At 66.1% G+C, this 21,469-nt stretch carries 14 protein-coding genes and 1 pseudogene; 7 read left to right on the forward strand and 8 right to left on the reverse strand.

Going from position 1 to position 21,469, the window contains the following annotated elements; all coding sequences use genetic code 11:
• Position 1: 1 nt before the first annotated feature.
• Complete coding sequence (locus ACRAQ3_RS17835; RefSeq protein WP_432256637.1) at positions 2-1,192, forward strand: glycosyltransferase; 1,191 nt, start codon at positions 2-4, stop codon at positions 1,190-1,192.
• 808 nt (positions 1,193-2,000) lie between these two features.
• On the opposite strand, the gene ACRAQ3_RS17840 is transcribed toward ACRAQ3_RS17835, so the two are convergent.
• From ACRAQ3_RS17840 to ACRAQ3_RS17855, 4 genes are all read right to left on the reverse strand, one after another.
• Positions 2,001-3,194, reverse strand: a complete 1,194-nt coding sequence (locus tag ACRAQ3_RS17840) for a polysaccharide biosynthesis/export family protein (RefSeq protein WP_432256638.1) — start codon at positions 3,192-3,194, stop codon at positions 2,001-2,003.
• Positions 3,195-3,210: 16 nt separating this feature from the next.
• Positions 3,211-4,350 (reverse strand): glycosyltransferase, encoded by a 1,140-nt coding sequence (locus tag ACRAQ3_RS17845; protein WP_432256639.1) that lies wholly within the window; start codon positions 4,348-4,350, stop codon positions 3,211-3,213.
• Positions 4,347-5,513, reverse strand: coding sequence for a glycosyltransferase family 4 protein (locus ACRAQ3_RS17850; protein ID WP_432256640.1), 1,167 nt, complete (start codon positions 5,511-5,513; stop codon positions 4,347-4,349). Before ACRAQ3_RS17850 ends, ACRAQ3_RS17845 begins: the two co-directional genes overlap by 4 nt.
• A gap of 207 nt (positions 5,514-5,720) precedes the next feature.
• A complete protein-coding gene (locus tag ACRAQ3_RS17855; RefSeq protein WP_432256641.1) occupies positions 5,721-6,911 on the reverse strand; it encodes a sugar transferase in 1,191 nt (396 codons plus the stop codon).
• Positions 6,912-7,910: 999 nt separating this feature from the next.
• On the opposite strand from ACRAQ3_RS17855, the gene ACRAQ3_RS17860 reads away from it, so the two are divergent.
• The 5 genes and pseudogenes from ACRAQ3_RS17860 to ACRAQ3_RS17880 all read left to right on the forward strand — a co-directional run.
• Positions 7,911-8,102, forward strand: a complete 192-nt coding sequence (locus ACRAQ3_RS17860; RefSeq protein ID WP_269396893.1) for a hypothetical protein — start codon at positions 7,911-7,913, stop codon at positions 8,100-8,102.
• Between the two features lie 132 nt (positions 8,103-8,234).
• Positions 8,235-9,218, forward strand: coding sequence for a sulfotransferase family protein (locus ACRAQ3_RS17865; RefSeq protein ID WP_432256642.1), 984 nt, complete (start codon positions 8,235-8,237; stop codon positions 9,216-9,218).
• 48 nt (positions 9,219-9,266) lie between these two features.
• The gene (locus tag ACRAQ3_RS17870) at positions 9,267-10,247 is read left to right on the forward strand and encodes a UDP-glucuronic acid decarboxylase family protein (protein ID WP_269396891.1); all 981 of its coding nucleotides are present in this window, start codon (positions 9,267-9,269) and stop codon (positions 10,245-10,247) included.
• 27 nt (positions 10,248-10,274) lie between these two features.
• Complete coding sequence (locus tag ACRAQ3_RS17875) at positions 10,275-11,504, forward strand: pectate lyase family protein (protein ID WP_432256643.1); 1,230 nt, start codon at positions 10,275-10,277, stop codon at positions 11,502-11,504.
• 4 nt (positions 11,505-11,508) lie between these two features.
• A pseudogene (locus ACRAQ3_RS17880) lies at positions 11,509-11,694 on the forward strand (UDP binding domain-containing protein); the annotation flags it as partial.
• A 215-nt stretch (positions 11,695-11,909) separates the two neighbouring features.
• Here ACRAQ3_RS17880 and ACRAQ3_RS17885 read toward each other — a convergent pair.
• The 3 genes from ACRAQ3_RS17885 to ACRAQ3_RS17895 all read right to left on the reverse strand — a co-directional run bounded on the left by ACRAQ3_RS17885 (position 11,910) and on the right by ACRAQ3_RS17895 (position 17,067).
• Positions 11,910-12,032, reverse strand: a complete 123-nt coding sequence (locus ACRAQ3_RS17885) for a hypothetical protein (protein WP_432256644.1) — start codon at positions 12,030-12,032, stop codon at positions 11,910-11,912.
• A complete protein-coding gene (locus ACRAQ3_RS17890; RefSeq protein ID WP_432256645.1) occupies positions 11,974-14,133 on the reverse strand; it encodes a hypothetical protein in 2,160 nt (719 codons plus the stop codon). The genes ACRAQ3_RS17885 and ACRAQ3_RS17890 overlap by 59 nt, the downstream gene beginning before the upstream one ends.
• A 936-nt stretch (positions 14,134-15,069) precedes the next feature.
• Positions 15,070-17,067, reverse strand: coding sequence for an acyltransferase family protein (locus ACRAQ3_RS17895; protein ID WP_432256646.1), 1,998 nt, complete (start codon positions 17,065-17,067; stop codon positions 15,070-15,072).
• 450 nt (positions 17,068-17,517) lie between these two features.
• Here ACRAQ3_RS17895 and ACRAQ3_RS17900 point away from each other — a divergent pair, with 450 nt between their 5' ends.
• On the forward strand, positions 17,518-18,612 hold the full coding sequence (locus ACRAQ3_RS17900) for a glycosyltransferase family 4 protein (RefSeq protein ID WP_432256647.1): 1,095 nt from the start codon (positions 17,518-17,520) through the stop codon (positions 18,610-18,612).
• 2 nt (positions 18,613-18,614) lie between these two features.
• On the opposite strand, the gene ACRAQ3_RS17905 is transcribed toward ACRAQ3_RS17900, so the two are convergent.
• Positions 18,615-21,464, reverse strand: coding sequence for an Ig domain-containing protein (locus ACRAQ3_RS17905; protein WP_432256648.1), 2,850 nt, complete (start codon positions 21,462-21,464; stop codon positions 18,615-18,617).
• Between the last annotated feature and the right edge of the window lie 5 nt (positions 21,465-21,469).

Genomic DNA, 21,469 nt, shown 5'->3' on the forward strand with positions numbered 1-21,469 from the left:
GATGAACATCGCCACCGGCATCGATGCGCATATTCACTTGGCCGAGCCGCTTCGGCTCGGCTACCTGGTCGACACGCTGGTCACCGGCGGCGCCGAGCGCTTGGTGGTGACCTTCGCCGAGGCGGTGCGGGACCGCGTGGACGTGTCCCTGACCGTCTTCGTGCTGAGCGACGCCGACACGCCGTTCCGCCGCGAGCTGGAGGCCATGGGAACCAGGGTCGTGGCCCTGCCCGGAAAGAACCTGATCGATTACAGACGGTTCAGGAACCTGCTCCACGAGCTTCGGCGACACCGGATCGAGTATCTGCACGCGCATCTGGCGTCCTCGACCACCCTCGGCGCCTTTGCCTGCCGTCTGCTCGGCATCCCTTTCGCCACCACCATCCACAACGTGCGCCCCAGCGTGAAGCGGGTGCGGCTGAGCCGCAAGCTGCTCCACCGCGCCGCCATGCGCCTTCCCGGCGTTCAGAGGATCGCCGTAGGCCAGGCGGTTGCGGAGGCCTCCCGTGCCGAGATCGGCCGAGCAAGCGTGCGCGTGGTTCCGAATGCGGTGCCCGAAAGCGTTGTCGCCGATGCAGCTGCGCGCTCCCGGATCAGGTCGGAACTCGGGCTTTCGGACGATACATTGGCCTTGGCCTGCGTGGGGGCGATCATCGGGCAAAAAGCCCATGACGTCCTGCTCGAGGCTTTCGCTCGCGTCGCCGCCGAGGTGCCCGACACCGTACTCTTGCTGATCGGGGACGCCCGGGAGCCCGATCGCCAGCAAAACCTTGAACGACTGGCCGAAAGGCTCGGGATCACCGAACAGATCCGCTTCCTCGGGCAGCGAGGCGATATTCCGGATCTCCTCGCCGCGAGCGACATCTTCGTCAGTTCGTCGCATTGGGAGGGGGCGCCGGTTTCGCTACTCGAGGCCATGGCCAACGGTGTCCCCCCGGTCGTGACGGATGTCGGCGAAAATCGCCTCGTTCTGCGCGACACGGGCGCGATCCTCGTTCCCCCGCAGGCCCCCGAGGCGTTGTCGCGCGGGCTCCTCGACATGATCGGCGACCCGGCGCTGCGCCTGCAGACGGCCGAGGCCGTGCGACGTCGTGCTCTGGGCAACTACGGGGTCAAGTCGTGGATGGAGCGGCTGCTCGACGTCTACGCCGAAACCGGCCCCCAACGCGATTGGCGTCGCACCTACCCATAAGGGAACACCCATAGGGGAACATTTTCCTTGATGGTTTCGGGGAGGCACTTGGTCTCGCCCGACGGGGCGAAGAATGGTCCCATCCGCCTCAGCGCCGGCTTCAGGCGCCTGAATCCCACCCCGCCTTGTTGCGTCGTCAGAGTACCATGCGAGGTGAGACGCGATGCCAAGCTGAGGGCCAACTCAGCCTTTGGTTGATTCTTGTGAAGGGAGAGAGGCTCACCAACCCGCCATGTAACCACGCCCCATCGCCCAACCCTGCACCGTCATCTCCCGTCGCCTTCCGAGCCGGCGAGAACCGAAACTGTCTCCAGAAACGCCGCGTCTTTTCAATGTGCGAGGGTGCCCACAGAACCACTGATTCAATCTTCCGAGTTGTCCGGCTGAAAATTTATCGAGAATGCAAATGATCGCCGATTATCGGACGCTTTACTCATCCGTTGAGGCTGTGACTTGATCTACAGATTGCACCTCAGAACGAGGAAAGTTCCCTAGGCGGACAACGGTGAATTGACAATAGGATCCCTTTTTCGAAGATGAAGCCCCGGCAACAGGCCCCATAGCAAAAACTCAAACTCGAAAACCATTACCAATAATATGGAGAAAATTTCCTTCAGGAAAACAGGATATGCTCCGACGCGGAATCAAATGAATACCCCGAAGTACGATGTACGAACTCCCCCCCGGCGCCGCATTACGGGATGCCTCGAAAAGAAGTACGGCTATCCGGGACGAACGCCCCGAAGCGCTGCCCGCCCCCTTCGCGTGCCACGCTTCGGAGCTCGATCCAGTTCATGTCTCCCGAACCCTATTGCCCCACCGCCTGCAGACCGACCATCTCGACCATCAGGAGATCGTCGGGAGCGAGGGGCGTGTTGGGTTCGGCCCTGATCGGACCGTCCTCGCCCGAACGGTGAATCTCGTACACGGTCTGCATCATCGCGCCCATGTCGCCCATGCCCTGCATCGCCGAAGGATCGGTTTCGCGAAGATAGTCCAAGGCCAGCTGCAGTTCCGCGCGCGCCAAGGCGACGCGCTGGTCGGCCGCGATCTTGTCGGCCAAAAGCTTGTGGTTGTACTCCATCTCCGCGATGCGGATGTCGCTCTCGGCATTCGCGATCGTCTGGCGGGCGCGCGCCTCGAACGCCGCAGCCTCGAGAGCGTCGGAGCGGAACTCGTCGGCGTTGATCTCGAGCTGAAGCGTCTGTTCGCGCCGCGCCAGCCCCCTCGCGGCAAGATCTTCCATGCCGCTCAACTGCTCTTGCGTCGCGGCGAGCTGGCTGTTGATCAATTCGCGGCGCTGCGAGAAGAGCATCGCCTCTTCATCCGCAAGGATCATCTTGCGCTCCGAACCCGCGGTCAGCCCCTCCGTCAGGGAGCGTCGCAGATCGACGAGTTGGTGCTGGTCGCCAAGGGGGCCTTCGGGAAGCGTCTCCTGCGCTTCGGCGACGCCGCCTCCCTCGATCCGCGCCAATTCCTTCGCCAGCGCCGCCTGTTCCGCCTCGGCGAAGGTCAGCTTTTCGCGCGCCTCCACGGCGCGGCGGCGGGTCGCCTCGACCTCGCGGTCGAGATTGGTTTCCGCGGGCGCCTTCTGCAGGCCGCCGGCAAGCGCCACCGCTTTCATCACGGTCAGGCCGGGGCGGTATTCATAGGCGCCGGGAATGTCGACGACGCCCGCGACATACACGCTGCGGTACTCGGCCATGTCGACCAAGACGGATTCGCGGCTGGAGAACCGCTCCTGCGCCTCCGCCTCGATGCGTTGCTCGATCTCGCGGACCGTCGCGCCGGCCACCGGGATGCCCCCCAGGAGATGCAGGACCACCTGCCCGTCGGCCCGAACCTCGAAGGTGCCGGACAATTCGGGTTTGCCATAGATCGAGACGGCCAGCCGGTCGCCCACCCCCACGGTGTAATCGGCATCCGTCTGGGCGTGGACCGCGACGGCGGAACAGATCGCGAGGAGCGAAAGGAAGAGAACTTGCAAGGTCTTCGAAATCATCTGCATCGTCCTTCGTTCAGGCCAAGGTTTCCGGCATGTCCGGCGGTGGGGCATCGGCCAAGGTCGCGTCGTAGAGGTCGCACAGGCGCTGGCGCATCACCTCGGCGCTGAAGCGCGTCGAGACGGTGCGACGGGCCGCGATCCCGATCTCCTCGGCCCGGATCGGATCGGCCAGCATGCGCTCCATCGCCGTGGCGAGCGCCTGCGGATCCGATGGCGGCACGAGGCTGCCATTCACCCCGTCGACCACGACATCGGGGATGCCCCCCACCGCTGTCGAGACCACCGGGCGCCGCATCGCCATGCCTTCGAGCAGCGTCATGGGCAACCCTTCCCAGCCCGAGGAGATCACCAGCATGTCGATCGCGGCGAGCAGCTCGGGCATGTCGAGGATCGCGCCGGTCAGCGTCACGCGCTCGGGCGGAAGGCCCATCTCGCCTATGCCTCTCTGGATCCGGTCCCGAAGCGGGCCCTCACCCACGACGAGGAAATGGGGCCGCGACCGATGCGGGGCCAGCAAGGCGGCGGCGCGTAGGAAATTCTCGTGATCCTTCTGCTCCGTCAGGCTGCCGATCACGGCGATCACCGGAACGCCGGGCTCGACGCCATAAGGGGACAGGTCCAGCGGATCGACCGCCTCGGGATCGAACCGGCCGAGATCGATGCCGTTGACGATGGTATCGATCCGGTCACGGCGATAGCCGCCATACTGCGCGACATGCTCGGCCACCCGGTCAGAGACGGCGATGCAGGCATCCGCGCCGGACGTTGCCGCACGATATGCAAAGCTCATCTTGCGGTTCCGGCGCCAAGGGTCGGTGTTGTGCAGCGTGATGATGCGACGGCGCCGCGCGAGCCGCGCCGCCAGCTGGCCGACCAGATCGCTCTTTATCAGATGGGTATGCACGATATCCGGACGCCAGCGGCGGATCAGCTGCAGGGCCCGGATCATCGCGAGGGGATCGCGAAGACCTTTCTCGCTCAGCCGGGTTGCCTCGATCCCCCGCGCCGCGACGGCGCTTTCCAGCGGACCGGGCGAGAAATAGGCGACATGCGCGATGTCGCCGCGTTTCTTGACCGCATCCAGCAGGCCGAGAAGAAGCATTTCCGCACCGCCGATCTTCAGGCTGTCGATGATATAGAGGATGCGGGTCACCAGCTCGGCTCCAGATCGAATGCGCGGGCCCCGGTTTCCTCCATGGCGCGGGCGAGGATGCGCCGCGCGACGGCATCCCAGGTGAACTGGGTGGCGCGCCGCCGGGAAGCCCGCCCCATGGCCTGGCACTGCGTCGGATCGCGAAGCGTGTCGTAAAGGGCCTGCGCCAGGGCCGCGGTATCTCCCGGCGCGGCGAGGCGTCCGGTTTCGCCCGCCGCGACGATGGCGCCAATGTCGCTGACATCCGTAGCGACGACCGGCAGGCCGAACTGCATCGCCTCGATGAATACGATGCCAAAGGGCTCCAACCGTGACGGCATGCAGAAACAGGAGGCGGCGTGGTAGTGCTCCTCCACCTCGGCGAGCGGCAGCCGCCCGAGCACCGTCACCCCGGGCTCCGTCACCTCGGGCCGGCAGCCGATGATGGTGAGCGTCGCATCCGGCAGGCGGCGGCGCAGCGCCCGGAACGCGGCGACGAGTTCGGGCCCGCCCTTGCGCTCCCAATCGATGCCGACGAAGACGATATTCCGGGCCGCGTATCGCGTGAGCGTTTCATCCACCGGCCGCTTCGGAACCACGGAGGCCCCGGCGCCGATCGCCGAGGTCTTCGAGGCCGGTATGCCGTAGCCGGTCGTCAACATGTTCCGGATCTTGGGCCCGAAGGTGAAGACATGCGCGGCCTCGTCGTAGATCTCGCGCTCGCGCGCCCACCAGCCCGCGCTCGGCTCGCTCGAAGCGGTCTGCATCTCGCCACAGGAGGCTCGCGCCACATGATCCGTGTAGACGAAATTCGGCGTGCCCGGCAGCGCGGCGTTGATCAACGACTGGGTCTGCAGCGTGAAGGCGAAATTTTCGCCGGCGAAGCGGCGGCGGAGCAGCGCCCGAGCCTCGCGGTAGTAGGATTGCGACCGCATCACCCGGTAACGGGCGGTGTCGCGCGACCTCCAGCTGGACAGCCCGTATTCCCGCTGCACACCGAGTAGGCAGCGTAGCTGCGCCATTCTGTCGGTCTTCAGGGCCTCCGTCACATCGAAGCGTTGGATCACCAGATCCGGGCGCACCCTGCGCAGCGCCACGTCGAGCTGGGCGTTGATATGAGAGAAGCTCCCGCGCGTGACGAACAGGGCGCGCGGCGGGACCGGTGGCGGGACGATCTTGTTCAATTCTCTACTCCCGACAGGGTGGGGGATGGGTGGCGTATCGCGCGGGACCGCCACCCCCGATCGCTCGCACGCTACGGACTGCCATTCGTCGATAGCGCGGCGCCGTGCCCCACCGCCGTATCAGCAAGCCCGGCCAGAGTTGCAGCTGCGGCGGTGGCTGAGGGGAATGGCACGGGACTGGGCATGATGCTCTGTCGGCGATCCCGACTATGGCGAGACCGGTGCGCGCCGCGACATGGCGCGCCCGATCCGGGCTGCGAGAAACTCGGAACGGTGGGGAACGACGACCTTCTGAAAGAAGTACCGGCTGAGAATATGCTCACCGAACTCGCTGCGTGGCCGGTAGCGGAAAAAGCCGCAATCGCTCACCGCCGTCCCGTCGAGACCTTGATCGAGATCTATGCAGACGCAGCGGGACTGGCCGTTCGGCAGCGACAGAAACAGCCGCCCGGTGGCCGGGGATGGAAGGGCCTTGCCGCCTTCGAGGGCCAAGGCGGTTTCGTCGATCCATGCGACACGGCTTTCGGTGCCATCATCCGCGATGAACCGCAGCCCGCGATCGGCCTTCGCCTCACGGGCTGAGCTCGCCGGCCGCAAAATCGATCCGATCTGTTTGAGCATCCGAGAAACGGTGCGCATCAGGACACAGGCGGCGACGATGCAGATGAGATACGCCTCGCCCCGATAGGAGACGGGAGCCCGGCACATCTTGTTGTTGAGCCTGGACCGGATGGCCTTCGAGGTACCGTGGCTCATATAGGCCTGCGCCGGTCCGATCATGCCCGGCTTCACGCAGAAGCGGGTCTCGTAGCCGGGGATTTCCGCGATGTTCAGCGTGGCGATCTCCGGCCGCACCGGGCGCGGGCCGCACATGTTCATGTCGCCGCGCAGCACATTGAAAAGCTGAGGCAACTCGTCGAGCCGCGTCTCGCGCAGGAACAGGCCCAGCGGCGTCTCGATCCCCGATCCGGAGGGCAGGACGCGATTGGCGGTCAAGGCCGCCGCCTTGGCACCGTCGAGCGTCCGGAACTTGATGATGTTGAAGGTATGTCCGTCCTCGCCGATACGCGGTCCCCGATAGAAGATCGGTCGGCCCTGCGTGGCATAGAGAAGGCCTATGATCATGAGGCACAACGGCAATACGAGCAGGATCAGCGCCAGGGCGATCGCCGAATTATAGACCCTGTAGATCGCTCTCGAACGCGGCTGGAAACCGATCGTCACCCGGAAAAGGCGTCGCTTCCAGCGACGCAGGGCCGGCCCGAATGGTGCCGCCTGTTCCGGCTCCGTATTGTCACGGCCGCGCGTGAAATCTCCGGTCGCCTGCGGCTCCGGGGCGATGATGTCCCCACGAGCAAGAGGTGACTTGAGAACGCGACTCGCTTCGAAATTAAACATTGAAAACCCTCGAAAAAACCGACCAACCCAAAAGCGAGGGAGATTGGCCGCGACTACTTTTAAACTGCGATCCGGACGTCTGGAAACGCCGCGCCGGATCTACAACCGAACCATACTAGCCCAAGAGAACCGCAAGATACGCCTTGCGTTCATGGCGAGAACAACGTCCCGCCACGGGGCCCGAAGTCTTACTTACCGCATGAGCCGCCTGATTTTCTTGAAGAAAGACAGCTCATGACCTCACCTTGCTACAATCGGCACACCGGAGCAACGATTTTTAGCTCTCTTCGGTGTACATCCGGGCCGACGACTATCCTTGGTGTTGCGCCGCTCCACCTTGCGGATCGGATTGCCAAAACGAGGAATCATGCCATCGGTGCATTCTCATTCCACTTGAGGTGGCCCAATCATGGAAAGACTGTGTTTCCGATCGAAGGACAGAGAGAATAAATCTCAGGTTGTATTCGAAACAAGGCTGCATCCTGTGTTTGCGCCATCAAGAAGATGTGAGTAGGAAGTCAAGGACCATCGCGCTTTTGGGGATCGGGCGGGGCAGGGCACACCAGACATGACCCCATCTCGACCGTCCTGACCCTAAACCTCTGATCTATATGAATGAGTTCCGTCCCTTGACAAGATTACGCAAGACTTATGCAGGGGCGCAGGAAGCAGATCATGATCCGATGCCGATATCCGGTGAATTGCGTCTGCTGGACGATGCCCCGTCGTTCCGGACCTCCGCCTTGGCTACGGCGTTTATTATACTGAATATTTCGCCGTTTTGCGCAAAAGGGGCGAGCGACCAAGCTGGCAATTTGAAGGGCTGTGAACATCTTGGCCACAGTTTGGGCATGATTTCGACAACGAGGGAGTCCGTTATGTGCATGTTAAGGGATTTTTGGCAAACACCTTGCCATTCAGGTCATTTGGCCATGCCGAAGGAGACTAGCCATAAAACACCATATCATGCCTGGCAGTAGATTTCGTTCCTACTCGATCATGAGCAAGCCGCCGAAATCCGACCGCCCTCTCGCCCGCCTGGCCATCCTGACGGTCTCCTGCGCCCTGACGGCCCTTTTTTATGTCGCGCTGGGATCGTTCGCCTTCGGCTTCGACATGGAAGCGACCGGATACCTGCTTGCTGCCCTCGTGGGCGCGTTTGGCGGCGTGGTGATTTCCGTAACCGTGTAGCTCCATCTCCGGCAGGAAGTTGGGGCTTGCGTGAACGGCACCATTTGCGCTTAGCTGATCAGCAATAGACCATTGACGCGACCGGAAGGTTTTGCCGGTTGCGTGTATAGTTTCCCGTGAGGAGAAACCGCTGTGTCGATTGCCGAGTTCGGCCGCGGTGATGCGCTCGTCACCGACCGGTCCCTGTTTCCACCTGCCGCCTATATCATTGGCGCACCGAAATGCGGCACCACCGCATTGGCGCAATACCTGTCCGAACATCCGGCCATCTCGATCAGTCGACCGAAAGAGCCCCACTACTACTCCAAGGATCTGGGCGGTCTCAGGCGGTGTTCCGACGATGAGGAATACCGGGCCTGCTTCACCCCCACTCCGCGGACCCGCATGCTCATGGAGGCATCGGTCTGGTACCTCTATTCGCAGACCGCCATCGCCTCCATCCTCGAGGCTCGTCCCGACGCCCGTTTCATCGTCATGCTCCGCGATCCGGTCCGGATGCTGGCCTCGCTGCACCGACAGCTCCTCCGGGCACTGGACGAGGACGAGCCGGATTTCGAACGGGCGTGGCACCTCTCGTCCGAACGAGCTCGGGGAGAGCGGGTCCCGCCCGGTTGCCGGGCCCCGTCGACCCTCGTCTATACGAGGACGGCGGCCTTCGGCGAACAGCTCGAGCGGCTCTTTTCGCTGGTGCCCCGGGATCGTTGCCTCGTCCTGTTCCAGGAGGAGATGCAGGCGGACACGGCAAAGACCTATCGAAGGGCTCTGGATTTTCTAGGCCTTGAGGATGATGGCCGCTCGGAGTTCCCGCGCATCAACGAGGCCCGCAGATCGCGATCGCGGTCGCTGCACTACCTGATCGCCCGAGGCCGACCGCTCCGCGAGGCCTTTTCCCGCCCGGTCAAACGCATGCTGGGACGCAATTCCCTCGGTGTCATGAAAAAGGTGGATGCATGGAACACGGCGAAGCTCGGTTTCATCGAGATCTCACCCGATCTGGCCCGGACCATCACCGAGCATTACGCGGAGGATAACCGCAAGATGAGGGAGTTGTTGCGAACCGATATTCGCTATGCCGACGATCCCGCGCCGCCGATCGGGGCGGAGCGGGCCATATGATGGTCGAGTAAATTTCAGGACTTTTTTACGAGTTTTAGAGGGTTTGGTATGAAAAGGGTCTACAATAGCAGGAAGCGCATTCTCGTCACCGGAGGCGCCGGCTTTCTTGGCTCGCATCTCTGCGACCGCTTGCTGGAGAGCGGTGCCGAAGTGCTCTGCGTCGACAACCTGTTCACCGGCACCAAGCGGAACATCGAGCACCTCCTGACGCATCCCCGTTTCGAGTTCATGCGCCACGACGTGACGATCCCGCTCTATGTCGAGGTCGACGAGATCTACAATCTCGCCTGTCCCGCCTCGCCGATCCACTACCAGCACGACCCGGTCCAGACGACCAAGACATCCGTCCATGGCGCGATCAACATGCTCGGGCTTGCCACGCGGCTGAAATGTCCGATCCTCCAGGCCTCGACCAGCGAGGTCTATGGAGATGCGCTGACCTCACCCCAGAGCGAGGGGTACTGGGGCAACGTCAACCCGATCGGAATCCGCTCCTGCTATGACGAGGGCAAGCGCTGCGCCGAGACCCTGTTCTTCGATTATCACCGGCAGCATGCCCTGCCGATCAAGGTGGTCCGGATCTTCAACACCTACGGGCCACGCATGCACCCACAGGATGGCCGCGTGGTCTCGAACTTCATCCGGCAGGCGCTCCTCAACGAGGACATCACGATCTTCGGCGATGGCAGCCAGACCCGGTCCTTCTGCTATGTCGACGAATTGGTCGAGGGGCTGATCCGGATGATGAATTCCGACCCCGAAATCATCGGTCCGATCAATCTCGGCAATCCGCATGAGTCGACGGTACTGGAACTGGCGGAACTGATCGTGCGGCTGACCGGCTCGCGCTCTAAACTGGTCCGGCGCGAATTGCCCAGCGACGATCCGGTCCAGCGCTGCCCCGACATCAAGCTCGCCAAGGAGCACCTGAATTGGACGCCGAAGGTCGAATTGTCGGACGGCGTCATGCGGACGATCGAGTATTTCCGGGATCTCATCGGTAGCGCGGCCCCCCACGAGGTGAGCTAGGCGCTTGCACAGGGCGAAGTCTGCACCATGCGGCTGATCCAAAGACGACACGCTCTTGCCACCATGCTGATGGCGGTGCTCCTGCTGATGCCCCCCATGGTCCGTTCCCAGGGGATGGCGCCCAAACCTGCCGATTATGCGGGGTTCGGTTCCGAAACCACGGGGGGGCAGGGCGGGCCGTTGCTGCGGGTCACTACGTTGGCCGATACCGGCAGCGGGTCGTTGCGATGGGCTCTGGAGGACATGGAGGGGCCGCGCGTCGTGGCCTTCGACATCGGCGGCATCATCGCACTGAACGATCAGATCGAGATCAACGGCGACGTCACGGTCGAAGGCCAGAGCGCGCCGGGCGGCATCACGATCACGGGCGCGCGGCTGCGCGTGGTCGGCGACAACGTCATCCTGCGCGGCCTGAGAATACGCCCCGGCGACGGGCCCGGCATGCCGGCGCAATCGCGTGACGCGATCTCGATCGGCACGCCGAAGCGAAAAGTCAGCGGCGTCGTGATCGACGGCAATTCGCTGACCTGGGCGATCGACGAGACCCTCTCGATCTGGGGGGACGTGGAGGATGTGACGATCTCGAACAACATCATCGCCGAGGCCCTGGACGAGGCTGGCCACGAAAAGGGTGGGCACAGCATGGGCCTGTTGATCGGTGGCGGTGAGGTGTCGCGCGTGACCATCGCGGGAAACCTGTTGGCGCATAACCGCAACCGGAACCCGACGATCAAGAACCAAAGCGAACAGATCGAATTCGTGAACAATCTGGTATACAACTGGGGCGAGAACGGCCTGCAGGTCGATGGCGGCTCGCTGCATGTCGTCGGCAATGCCTATATCGCGGGACCCGACACGGTGCCGCGCGCGCCGATCCGGCTGGGCAACTCGAAGAGCCCCGAAGGCGCGTATTACGTGGCGAAGAATCTGGGGGAGGCGACGCCGCAGAGCCTGCTCGAAGGGACACCCGTCTTTCGAGGCAGCGGGATCGAGATCGCCCCTGCGACGGAGGTCGAAAGCCACGTTCTCGCGCATGCGGGCGCCCGCCACCCGGCGCTCGACGCCATAGACCAGCGCATCGTCGAGAGTGTCGCCACAAGAACGGGGCGGATCATCGATTCGCAGGGCGAAGTAGGCGGCTTCAACTTGCTGCGGGAAGGCACAGCGTCACAGGAGCCGAAGGACGGCACCCCGACCGGGACCGCAAACAAAGCTGGTAAGGCCCCCCGATCCGCCGAGACAGCCACGCGGTTCTGACATCGCCGCTGACGGGGCTGATCTGGTTGTGGTGTTGACGGAGTGGAACGAGTTCCGGGCGTTGGACCTGCGGGAGCTGGCGGGGCGGATGGCCTGTCCGCGGATGGCGGATCTGCGCAACGTCTACAGCCCGGGCGACGTCCGCGCGGCAGGCTTCGTGGCCTATGAGGGGGTGGGCCGCCGCGGCTGAGACCGCGGCCCCGGTCCCGGGCGCTTGTGCGGCTCAGGGGTGGCTCCGGAGTGGCTTTGGGCGCGGATACGACAAGACCCCGGCCGCGGGGGCGGCCGGGGTTGCGCGCGCCGGGGGACGGCCGGCGCGGCGGGGATGGCCCCCGGGCGGCCGGGCCGCCTGGGGGGATCGCGGGGGTCGCGCGGGCCGGGGCCCGGCGTCGCGGGCCCGGCCGGTCAGGCGGCCAGCAGGTCGTTGGGCAGGAAGTCGAAGGAGTCGACGCGCAGCGGCTCGCCGCCATCATCCTCGCCCGACAGGCTGAGCCGGTCGCCCTTCTGCAGCCGGACATCCTCGATCACGTGCCGGGTCAGCGGTGTTGTTGTTGGCCAGCCGGTCGCCCAGATCGGCGTCCCAGATCCAGGCGTCGAGCGCCTCGCCGTTGAGTTCCACCGCCAGCCGGCTCGCGCCGTCATTCTCGTCGAAATAGTTCACGACGATGTCGTAGAGCCCGGCCTCGCCCTCGAAGTCGGTCTCGGCGGAGTGCTCGCCCCGGCCGTCGCGGCGGATCGCGGTGCCGCCGGAGGCGTTCTTCAGGCTCTCGGCGACGAAGCCCGAGAGGTCGAAATCCTCGGCCTCGAGATGCAGCGCCGTCGCGGCGGGCGCGGCCTTCGCGGCCTCCTCGGGCGCGGCGGGGGCCTTGGGCGCCTTGGCGACGTCGCCGCCGCCGGTGCTCTGCGCGAATTCGAGCGTGTCGATGCGCAGCGGCTCCTTGCCGTCGCGGGTGCCCAGCAGCGTCACCGTGTCGCCCTTGGCGAGCTCGAGCCCCTCGATTACCTTGGAGGTCCGGGTGTCGTTGTTGGCCTTGAACGAGCCGAGATCCTGGTCCCAGTCCCATTCGGCGACGGTGCGGCCGTTGACCTGCACCGCCAGCCGGCTGACGCCGTCATTCTCGTCGAAATAGTTGACGGTCAGGTCGTAGCGGCCGCTGGCGCCGTCGAAGTCCATCTCGGCGCGCTGCATCGCGTCCGAGCGGGCCCGGACCACGCCGTTGCCGGAGGCCGCGTTCAGCGTGTCGACGCTGAGACCGCCGCTGAGCTGCAGCGTCTCGGCCTCGACCACGCGGCCCGGCGCCACCTTGGCGGCCGAGCCCGTCGCCGGCGCCGCCTCGGCGGCCGGCGCGCTCTGGGCCGGGGCCCGCGCCGCCGGGGCGCCGGCCGTGTCGCCGGCCTTGTCACCGCCTGTGCCCGGCTTCGTGTCGAAGCCGTCGATCAGGCCGTTGATGTAGTCCTCGATGTTGGCGTAGCCGTCCTTGTCGGCGTCGGCCTGCGCGTCGGCGCGGTTCGGGTCCGAGCCGATCAGGCTCTCATAGTCGTCGGGGATGCCGTCATCGTCGCTGTCGCGCGGGCCGCGGCGCAGGCCGCCGTCGAGATAGCCGCCGACCTCGTCGGGGCTGTCGATGATCTTGCCCTTGCCGTTGCGGACGTAGTCGATGATCCGCGCGTCGATCGCGTTCAGCCCCTGGGCCCGCGCGCCGGCGGTCGAGAGCACGTGCTCGAGCAGCTCGTCGGTGCCCATCACCTCGGTGGTGCGCGGCGTGAACACGTAGTCGTTCTTGACCTTCGAGGTCGCCGAGCCGGCGATCTCGGCCTCGTTGCCCGACAGGTAGTAGGCGGTGGAGGCCTGCGGCGATTCCAGGCGGATCGCCTCGCGGCCGGCGCTGTCGGGGCCGGCCTGGTAGATGTTCGAGACCACGTTGGCGGTCGAGCCCTCGTTCAGCCGCAGCCCGTTCGGCCCGTAATTGTGCACGACGTTGTTGACGAACTCGATCTGCTTGGCGTCGTCCTTGATCGTCGCGTTGCGGTGCTCGTTGCTGGCCAGCAGGTTGCCGACGACGCTGACATTCGAGCTGCCGTCGCCGATCAGCAGCCCCATGCTGTGATCGCCCTTGGGGTGGATCGAGCTCTGCAGCGCCTCGGCCATGATGTTGTTGGAGAAGGTCACGTTCTTCGGCGCGCCCCAGGTCGAGGCCAGCTCGTCGACCGACCAGGAGATCGAGTTGCTGTCGATCATCACGTTCTCGACGGTCGCGCCGCGCTTGCCCACCGCGATGCCGTCGCGGTCGTCGGGCTTGCTGCCGTCGGCGGCATCGCCCGGCCGCACGTTCAGGCCCCGGATGATCACCTCGCTCTCGACGACGCGCAGCCGGCCGCCGGTCACGGTGATGCCACCCGGCGCGGTCTGGCCGGCCACGGTGACGTCGCCGTTGATCTGGATCTGGTCCTTCAGGTCGATCTGGCCGCCGACCTCGAACACGACGATCCGCTTCTGGTCGAGATCCTCGAGCGCCCAGCGGAGCGACCCGACGCCGGAATCGTCGAGATTGGTCACCTTCACCACTTCGCCGCCACGGCCGCCCTTTGCCTGGGCTCCAAAGCCCTGAGCTCCTTCGAAAGCCAACATGTTGCTACGTTCTTCCCTATTCCCTGGATCGCCCGACCATTCCCCGATCGCCGGATCCGATTTGGCATTTGCGGACCGATCCCCGGCCCCATTCCGACGTGATGCATATCCAGCCCGATCTGCCTGTGCAGTCCCTCAGGTCGTGACGCCACGTCGCTAAGTGGAAATCCGCCATTGATCGGCGGAGCCTTACCGAAACTCGCGAAATCCGCCGCGAAAGGCGGGAACGAGGGGCAGGCTAGACCGCGAAACTTTCCCGACCCGTTAACGGGCTGCGGGCCGCCACACGACAAATCGTCGCACCCGACCCGTTCCCGCCCCGCAGCCCGCGAAACCTTCGTTTCCCAGCCGAACCGGCTCCTTCGGGGCCGATCACAGCGCAAGGACCGACCGATTCCCCGGCGAAAACCCGGCAATTTCACGCCGGTCCCGCCGCCCGCCCCCCAATCCGCGCCGCAATCACGTTTTTCCTGTCATCACCGCAACACCTGCGGCATGCTCAAGTGGCCGGCGAATGCCTTTGGCTTCCGGGCTAACCCCAGCCATCACGAGAACCGCCGCGCTTTTAGAAGACCTTTCAATCCGAATCGGGATTCGCGGGGCTAATTCGGACGGAGATCGAATGCGCCGTATCGCCCTCGTTTCGGACTTGGCACTTATCTCCAGTTCGCAGCATTTTCGCGAGCCTGGTTGCGCCTGAAACACCCGTTTCGGAAATGCAGGGTCGGTAGGCGCTGTTTTCAGGCAATGGCCGGGGACAAAAATAGTGCGACCGGGCAAGAAAAATATGCGCACAATATGTCTTATGTAATATGTGAGAGTTTCAGGGGCGCCTGGCGCAATCGAGGTTTCCGCTGGTCAGAACCGCCGCGCTTCATCCGCCCAACGACTTACCGGCCGAGGCATAGGCCATCATAGGAGACCGACTGGCCCGCTTCATCTACTTGGAAGGCTCGAAAACCTGTCCTGAGATCGGCCGTGATCCGTCGGGACCTCCTGAAACCAGCCCGCCTCGGCCGCGCGGCGTCCGAAGAGCGCGGCGCCCTCGAGGGTCCAGTGATCGCGGTCATACATCGTCTTGCGACCCTCGGGCGAAACCAGCGCACAGCTTTCGGCCGCGTCGTCGCAGATCAGTTGCCGGCGCGACAGGAAGCCCAGGCCATGCTCCTCGGCCATTCGGTCGAGCGCCCGCTCGGCCGCACGCCCTTCGGCGGATTCGCGGTCATGGGCGAGGTCGTTCAGCCCGGCGAGCTGCGCCCGCGTGCCCGCGCTCCTGAGATGCCAGTCGAACAGCGGCAGCACGCTGGGCGAATCGAACTCGGCGGTGTCGCCGATGACCACGACCTCCTTGCCGTGACGCTGGAACAGCGCGGCCAGTCGCGGCAGCGCCGCGCGGAACTCGGGCGTGTAGCGCGGCGCGAGGGCGATCACATGTGCCGCCGCGAAATTCGGCGCGCGCAGCAGCATCTCGATATGCGCCTCCGGCACCTTGGCGCCGATCGCAAAGCGCGCGAACTCGATCCCGTCGAACCGCTCCGCGTTGAGCCACAGCGCGTTGAACATGTCCTTGCTGTGCGAATTGCCGATGATCAGCACCTTGCGGCTCTCGGGCCGGCGGAACCACAGCGCCTCGCGCTCGTGGCGCGACGGCGTGGCGGCGTTCCAGCGATCGATCTTCTCATCGGGGTCGAGCGCGTCGAGGATCGACCAGCTTTGCGCCTGCAGCACCTCGTTGTCGAAGGAGGCGTCGCCATAAAGCGGCGCGAGCCGCGCGCTCTGTCGGCCGAAACCGCCATCCGAGCCGAGCGACAGGGCACCGAACAGCAGCACCATCACCGTCGCACCGGCGATCGCGGCCGCGAAAGCCCGGGTCGGGAGAGCGAAGCGAAAGGGCCGCTCGACGAGGTGATGGCTCAGCACCGACAGCGCCAGCGTCAACCCCAGCCATGCGGTCATGTCGACCGCGGTGATCCCGTCGATATTCGCGAGCCGTCCAAAGGCGAAGATCGGGAAATGCCACAGGTAGATCGCGTAGGAGAGCTTGCCGAGATAGACCAGAGGCGGCGTCGAGAGCAGCGCCGTCACCGGCTCGCCGGGTTGCGCGAACCAGATCAGCGCGCAGGAGGCGAGGATCACCGGCAGGGTCGGCAGGCCGGGATGGCCCGAACCTTCGAGCTCGAACCCCGCGAAGCAGGTCAGCAGCACCAGAAGCGCGGCCAAAGGCGCCAGCCGGGCCAGCGGGCCGCGTCGCAACACGCCGGCACGGTGCCGCGACAGCCAGGCGAGACCGGATCCCGCCAGAAGCTCCCAGGCACGGCTCGCGGGGGAAAAGAACGAAAAGGACGGCATCGCCCATGTCGAGAACTGCGCCACCGCGAGACCCGAGACGAGCAGCACCGCGATGCCGGCCCCCACCGCCCGGCCTCCGCCCAGCCGGACCAGCAGCATCAGCACCAGAGGGAACAGCAGGTAGAACTGCTCCTCGATGGCGAGGCTCCAGCCATGCAGGAAGGGCTGCTGATCGGCGGCGGCGGCGCCATAGGCGCCCAGCGTCTCGAACCAGAAGAAGTTGCTGACGAATCCGAGCGTCGCCAGCAGGGACCACGCGAAGCGCTGCATCTCGCTCGGCAGCAGGATCGCCCAGGCCGCGGGCAGGCTCGCCAGCATGACCAGCAGCATCGGCGGCAGAATCCGCCGCGCCCGGCGCGCATAGAACCGGACGAGCCGGATCCGCCCCCCCTCCGCAAGCTCCTGCAAAAGGATGCCGGTGATCAGGAACCCCGACAGGACGAAGAACAGGTCGACCCCGAGAAACCCGCCGGGAAAGACGATGCCGTCGCCGTGGGCGATACCGAGGTGATAGACGAGAACGGCCGAAACCGCGATGGCGCGCATACCGTCGATCTCGGGACGATACGATACCTGACTGGTCAAGATGATGGCTCCGAGGACGCGGCGGTGTCCCCTATCCCGACCCCACACCTATGCGACCTCGCGGGAATCGCCGGCGCATCTCGCTGTGGAATGGTCAGGATATTCACTACGAAAAGGAAATTGACAATATAGCTCTTCAACCTTGAGTAGCACGGCCAGTTTCTTGCGGAAACCATGCCACCGTAGCCTCGACCCGCCGGGAGACGGGTCGTCGATGGGAATGACCGAACCCGCCACCGCGATTTGGCTTGGCCCGAGGGGATTGGTCCGTTGCGACCACTGACCGCCCGTAACCGGCGAAGATCTTGGGCTTTTCGCGCAGCATCTGGACATTTCCGACACCCGAGCAGGCACCGGACAGCGGGTCGGTCTTGTGACATCGGTGCCAAAAGACATAAGCACGGGACGCAGGCAGGATGCGTGGCGCGTCCTGCGACAAGGTGATTTTGAATGGTTGATCTGGTTCTGAACGGCCGCTTTCTGATGCGGCCGCCCACGGGTGTCGATCGCGTTGCGAGCGAGTTGGTGGCGGCGCTGCTCGAACACGGGCTGCCCTCGCGCTTTGGCGGGTTTTCCGCGATCCGGCCGCGCGGCGACACGGTCCGGCCCGAGGAACGGCCGAAGGCGATCCTCGACGCGGCGACGACCAGCGCCTCGAAGCTCGGCGGGCATGGTTGGGAGCAACTCGCCCTCGCCCGCGCGCGGCCCCGGGACTGGCTCCTGAGCCTGTGCAACACTGGCCCGGTGCTGCGGTCGCGGCAGGTGGTGATGATGCACGACGCGCAGGCGTTCCGGCAGCCCGAATCCTACTCCCGGGCCTTCGTACGCTGGTACGGCACGATGCAGCCGATGCTGGGGCGGCGTGCGGCGATGGTGCTCACCGTCTCCGAGCATGCGCGCGCCGATCTCGAACGCTTCGGCGTGGCGCCGAAGGGCAAGGCGCGGGTGGTTCCGAACGGCGCCGATCACGTGCTGCGCCTCGCCCCGGACCCCGAGACGCTGAAGCGGCACGGGCTGGAGCCGGGGCGCTTCCTGCTGGCATTGGGCAGCCTCGCGCCGCACAAGAACCTCGCAATGCTGGTCCGCGCGGCGCGGGCCCGCCGCGACCGCTCGATTCCGCTGGTGATCGCGGGCGGCGGCGATGCGGGGGTCTTCGCCGATGGCGGCATCACCCCTTCCGAGGATGTGCGGATGCTGGGCCGGGTCAGCGATGCCGAGCTGCGCGCGCTTTACGACAACGCCACGGCGCTGGCCTTTCCCTCGATCACCGAGGGCTTCGGCCTGCCCCCGGCCGAGGCGATGTTCTGCGGCTGCCCGGTGATCGCCTCGACCGGCGGCGCGGTGCCCGAGGTCTGCGGCGACGCGGCGCTCTCGCTCGACCCGGGCGATGCCGATGGCTGGCGCGCGGCGATGGAGCGCGTCTGCGCCACGCCGGAGTTGCGGTCCCGCCTCGCGCAGGCGGGCCGGGCCCGGGTGCAGCGGTTCACCTGGAAGGCGGCGGCCGCGACGCTGGCCGGTCACCTCGAGGATCTGCCCACGGGCTGATCTCAGGCGATCGGCCCGAACCCCGCCGGCGCCGCATGGCGCCAGCGGTCGCGGCTGCCATGCAGCCGGGCCTCGGCGCCGCTCTGTCTCTTGAGCTGGACATGGGCGCGGATCGGCGGGGTGAGCGCCGCGAGGCTGAAGCCGCCCGTCCCCGCCGCCGGGTCCGCCGCCGCATCCTCGTTCCACGCCCCGGCCTCCTGCCGGACCCAGAACAGTCCGGCCCCGGTATCGACGGCAAGGCAGGCCCGCTGGCCATCGGCCAGCGCGTTGCCGATGGCGGTATTGCCGTCGCTGTGGAACACCAGCCCCCCGGCCTTGCCGTGGCGATCCGCGGTCAGGCTGCCGGTCGCGATGGTGGTCTGCGCATCGGCGATGCCGACGAGATTGACGCCCGAAACCAGCTCGACCTCGAAATACACTTGGCCCGAAAGCGCGTCGGCCCCGACCGCGTTGCGCATCCCGTCCATCCCCGGCACCGCCGCGACGCCGCGCCCCTGATCGGCATAGAGCAATTGCTCGATACCGCCGAAATGCGTCCAATCCGGGTCGCTGTCGTTCCAGCCCGTGACGCTGGCGGCCCCGCCCGCCACCACCGGATCGCTCGGGACGGTCTCGGCCACGGCGCTTTCGCCCGCCGCATTGGCGGCCCAGACCTGGCAGGTGATCACCTGCGGGGCCACCCCGACGGCGATGGTATGGCTTGGCCCGGTCTCGCCCGCCTGGACGTTGCCGGAATGCCGCCACTGGTAGCGGAAGCTGTCGGGCGCGTTGCTCCAGGCCCCCACATCGACGCCGATCGTCTCGCCCTCGGCCGGGCTGGTATTGCTCAGCGTCGGGGGCGTGGTGTTCGCCGGAACGCCCGCCGCCGTCACCTCGATCGCGAAAGGCGCGAGCGTCGCGGTCGCGCCCAGAGCATCGGTCACCCGGATCGCGATGCCGCCATGGCGGCCGGTGGCATCGGCGCTGCCGGTGATCGCCCCGGTGCCGGGATCGAGCGACAGCCCCGACGGCAGGCTCCCCGAAGCGAGATCGAAGCCGTAGGGCGCGCTGCCCCCCGACACCACCGGCGCGAAGCCATAGGGCTGCCCGACCTCGACCGCCCTCATTGGATCGCCCGCGATCTCGAGGGCGTTGGCGGCGTTGCGCACGAGCAGCATCGCCGCCCGCTTCAGGGTATAGGTCACACTGCCCCCCGCGACGCAGGACAGGCCGAGCGAGACCTGCCTGACGCCATGCGCGCCCTCCTGCGCGTAACCGCGCGACCGGGCAAAGAGCGGCCAGGGCGGCACCGTCAGGAACGGCGTGATCGCGTTCATGCCGAGCAGGGTCGATCCGGCCACGCCCGACATCAGCCCGCCGAAGCCGGTCGAGGCCGGGTCGACCTCCACCTCGAAGATCGCGTCGAAGATGTCGCCCGTCGCGCCGCCGACATCGGCGTTGTAGCGCAGGGTGAGCTGCGCGCTGTCGGGCGCGTCCCGACAGGAGATGACGAGATCGCCCGCGCCGTTGCGCGCGACGTTCCATGACGCGGTGCCGATCCGGGTGAAGACCCAGCCATCCGGCTGGATGCCCGACACGCCCGCGACCGCGCTCGGCGCATCGCCTGGAAACTCTCCCGCGGTGCCAAGCAGGTTCGGGGCCTCGGACAGCCGCGAGCCGGCGATCAGCGGCAGCACCACCTCGCGCACCCTGCCTGCGAGATAGGCGGCGCCATGCTCGATATTGGGGTGGGTTTCGTCGTTCTTCATCGACACCGGGTCGAAGCCGGCGACATCGACCATGTGCACGTCGGCATCGGTCGCTGCGACCTCGGCCAGCGTGGCGTTGATCGCGTCGTACTTGTCCTGCTTGGCGGTATAGGGATTGGCCGGGTCGTCGTAGCCCGACGGCAGAGCCGGTACACAGACCACCACCGCGCCCGCGTCGCGGTAGATCCCGATCAGCTCGGCCATCTTGGATTTCGACCGGGTATAGGGGGCCGCCGGATCGGTCGGGTCCCAGTTCGCGCCGACCGGGCCGATCACCACGATGGTCTCGTCGCGCTCGATCAGGTCGACCACCGCCTGCGCCCCGTCGAGCATGGTCTGGATCGTGTGGCCACCGGTGGCCTGCTGGTAGGTGTCGGGCAGCCATGTCACGTCGCCCAAGGCCCAGAGCAACGCGTCGCGGAAGCCGGGATTGGCCATGGTGCTGTCGCCGTCGACGATGAGACGCGGCCCCGTCCGGTGGGCGGCGAATGTCGTGGCGCCCGGCGAACTGCCCGGGGCCGCGACGAGCGCGATGGCAAGCCCTGTCTCGGCCCAACCGGCTGAATTGCTTGCGCGCAGCAGCAGGTCGTGCTGCCCCGCCATCTCGGGTTGCCCCGTCAGGACACCCGCGCTCGAGAGCGCGAGCCCGGCGGGCAGAAGGGCCGAGCCGGGCGCCAGCGAAAACACGAGATCGGCCCCGGTGAAACCGGTCGAGAGATCGACCGAGACCGCCTCGCCCACGCGCAGTTCCAGCGTCACGGCCCCGCCCGCGACCGGCGCGGTCGCGACGGGCGCTAGGCTCGGCTGCGCCACGATCGAGCCGTGCTGCAGCAACCGGCGCCCCGGGCCCTGTTCGATCCAGACGTTGTAGACCCCCGCCCGCCCCTCGCCGAGCGGCGCGAGATCCTCGGGCGAAAGCGCGACCCTTTCGTCGCCGCTGCGCTGCACGAGCGGCGGCGCGGCGGTGTCGAACCCCATCGTCACGGTGACGCGCGTGTTCGCGGGCCGGTCCGGCACCTCGAAGGTGATCGCCTCGCCCGCGAAGAGCCGCAGCCCCAGATAGCCCGCTCCGCCGTCCGCCCGCACCACGACCTTCTGTTCCATCGCCG

This window comes from Limimaricola sp. AA108-03, from assembly GCF_050847355.1.
In the GTDB taxonomy this organism is placed as follows: Bacteria; Pseudomonadota; Alphaproteobacteria; order Rhodobacterales; family Rhodobacteraceae; genus Limimaricola.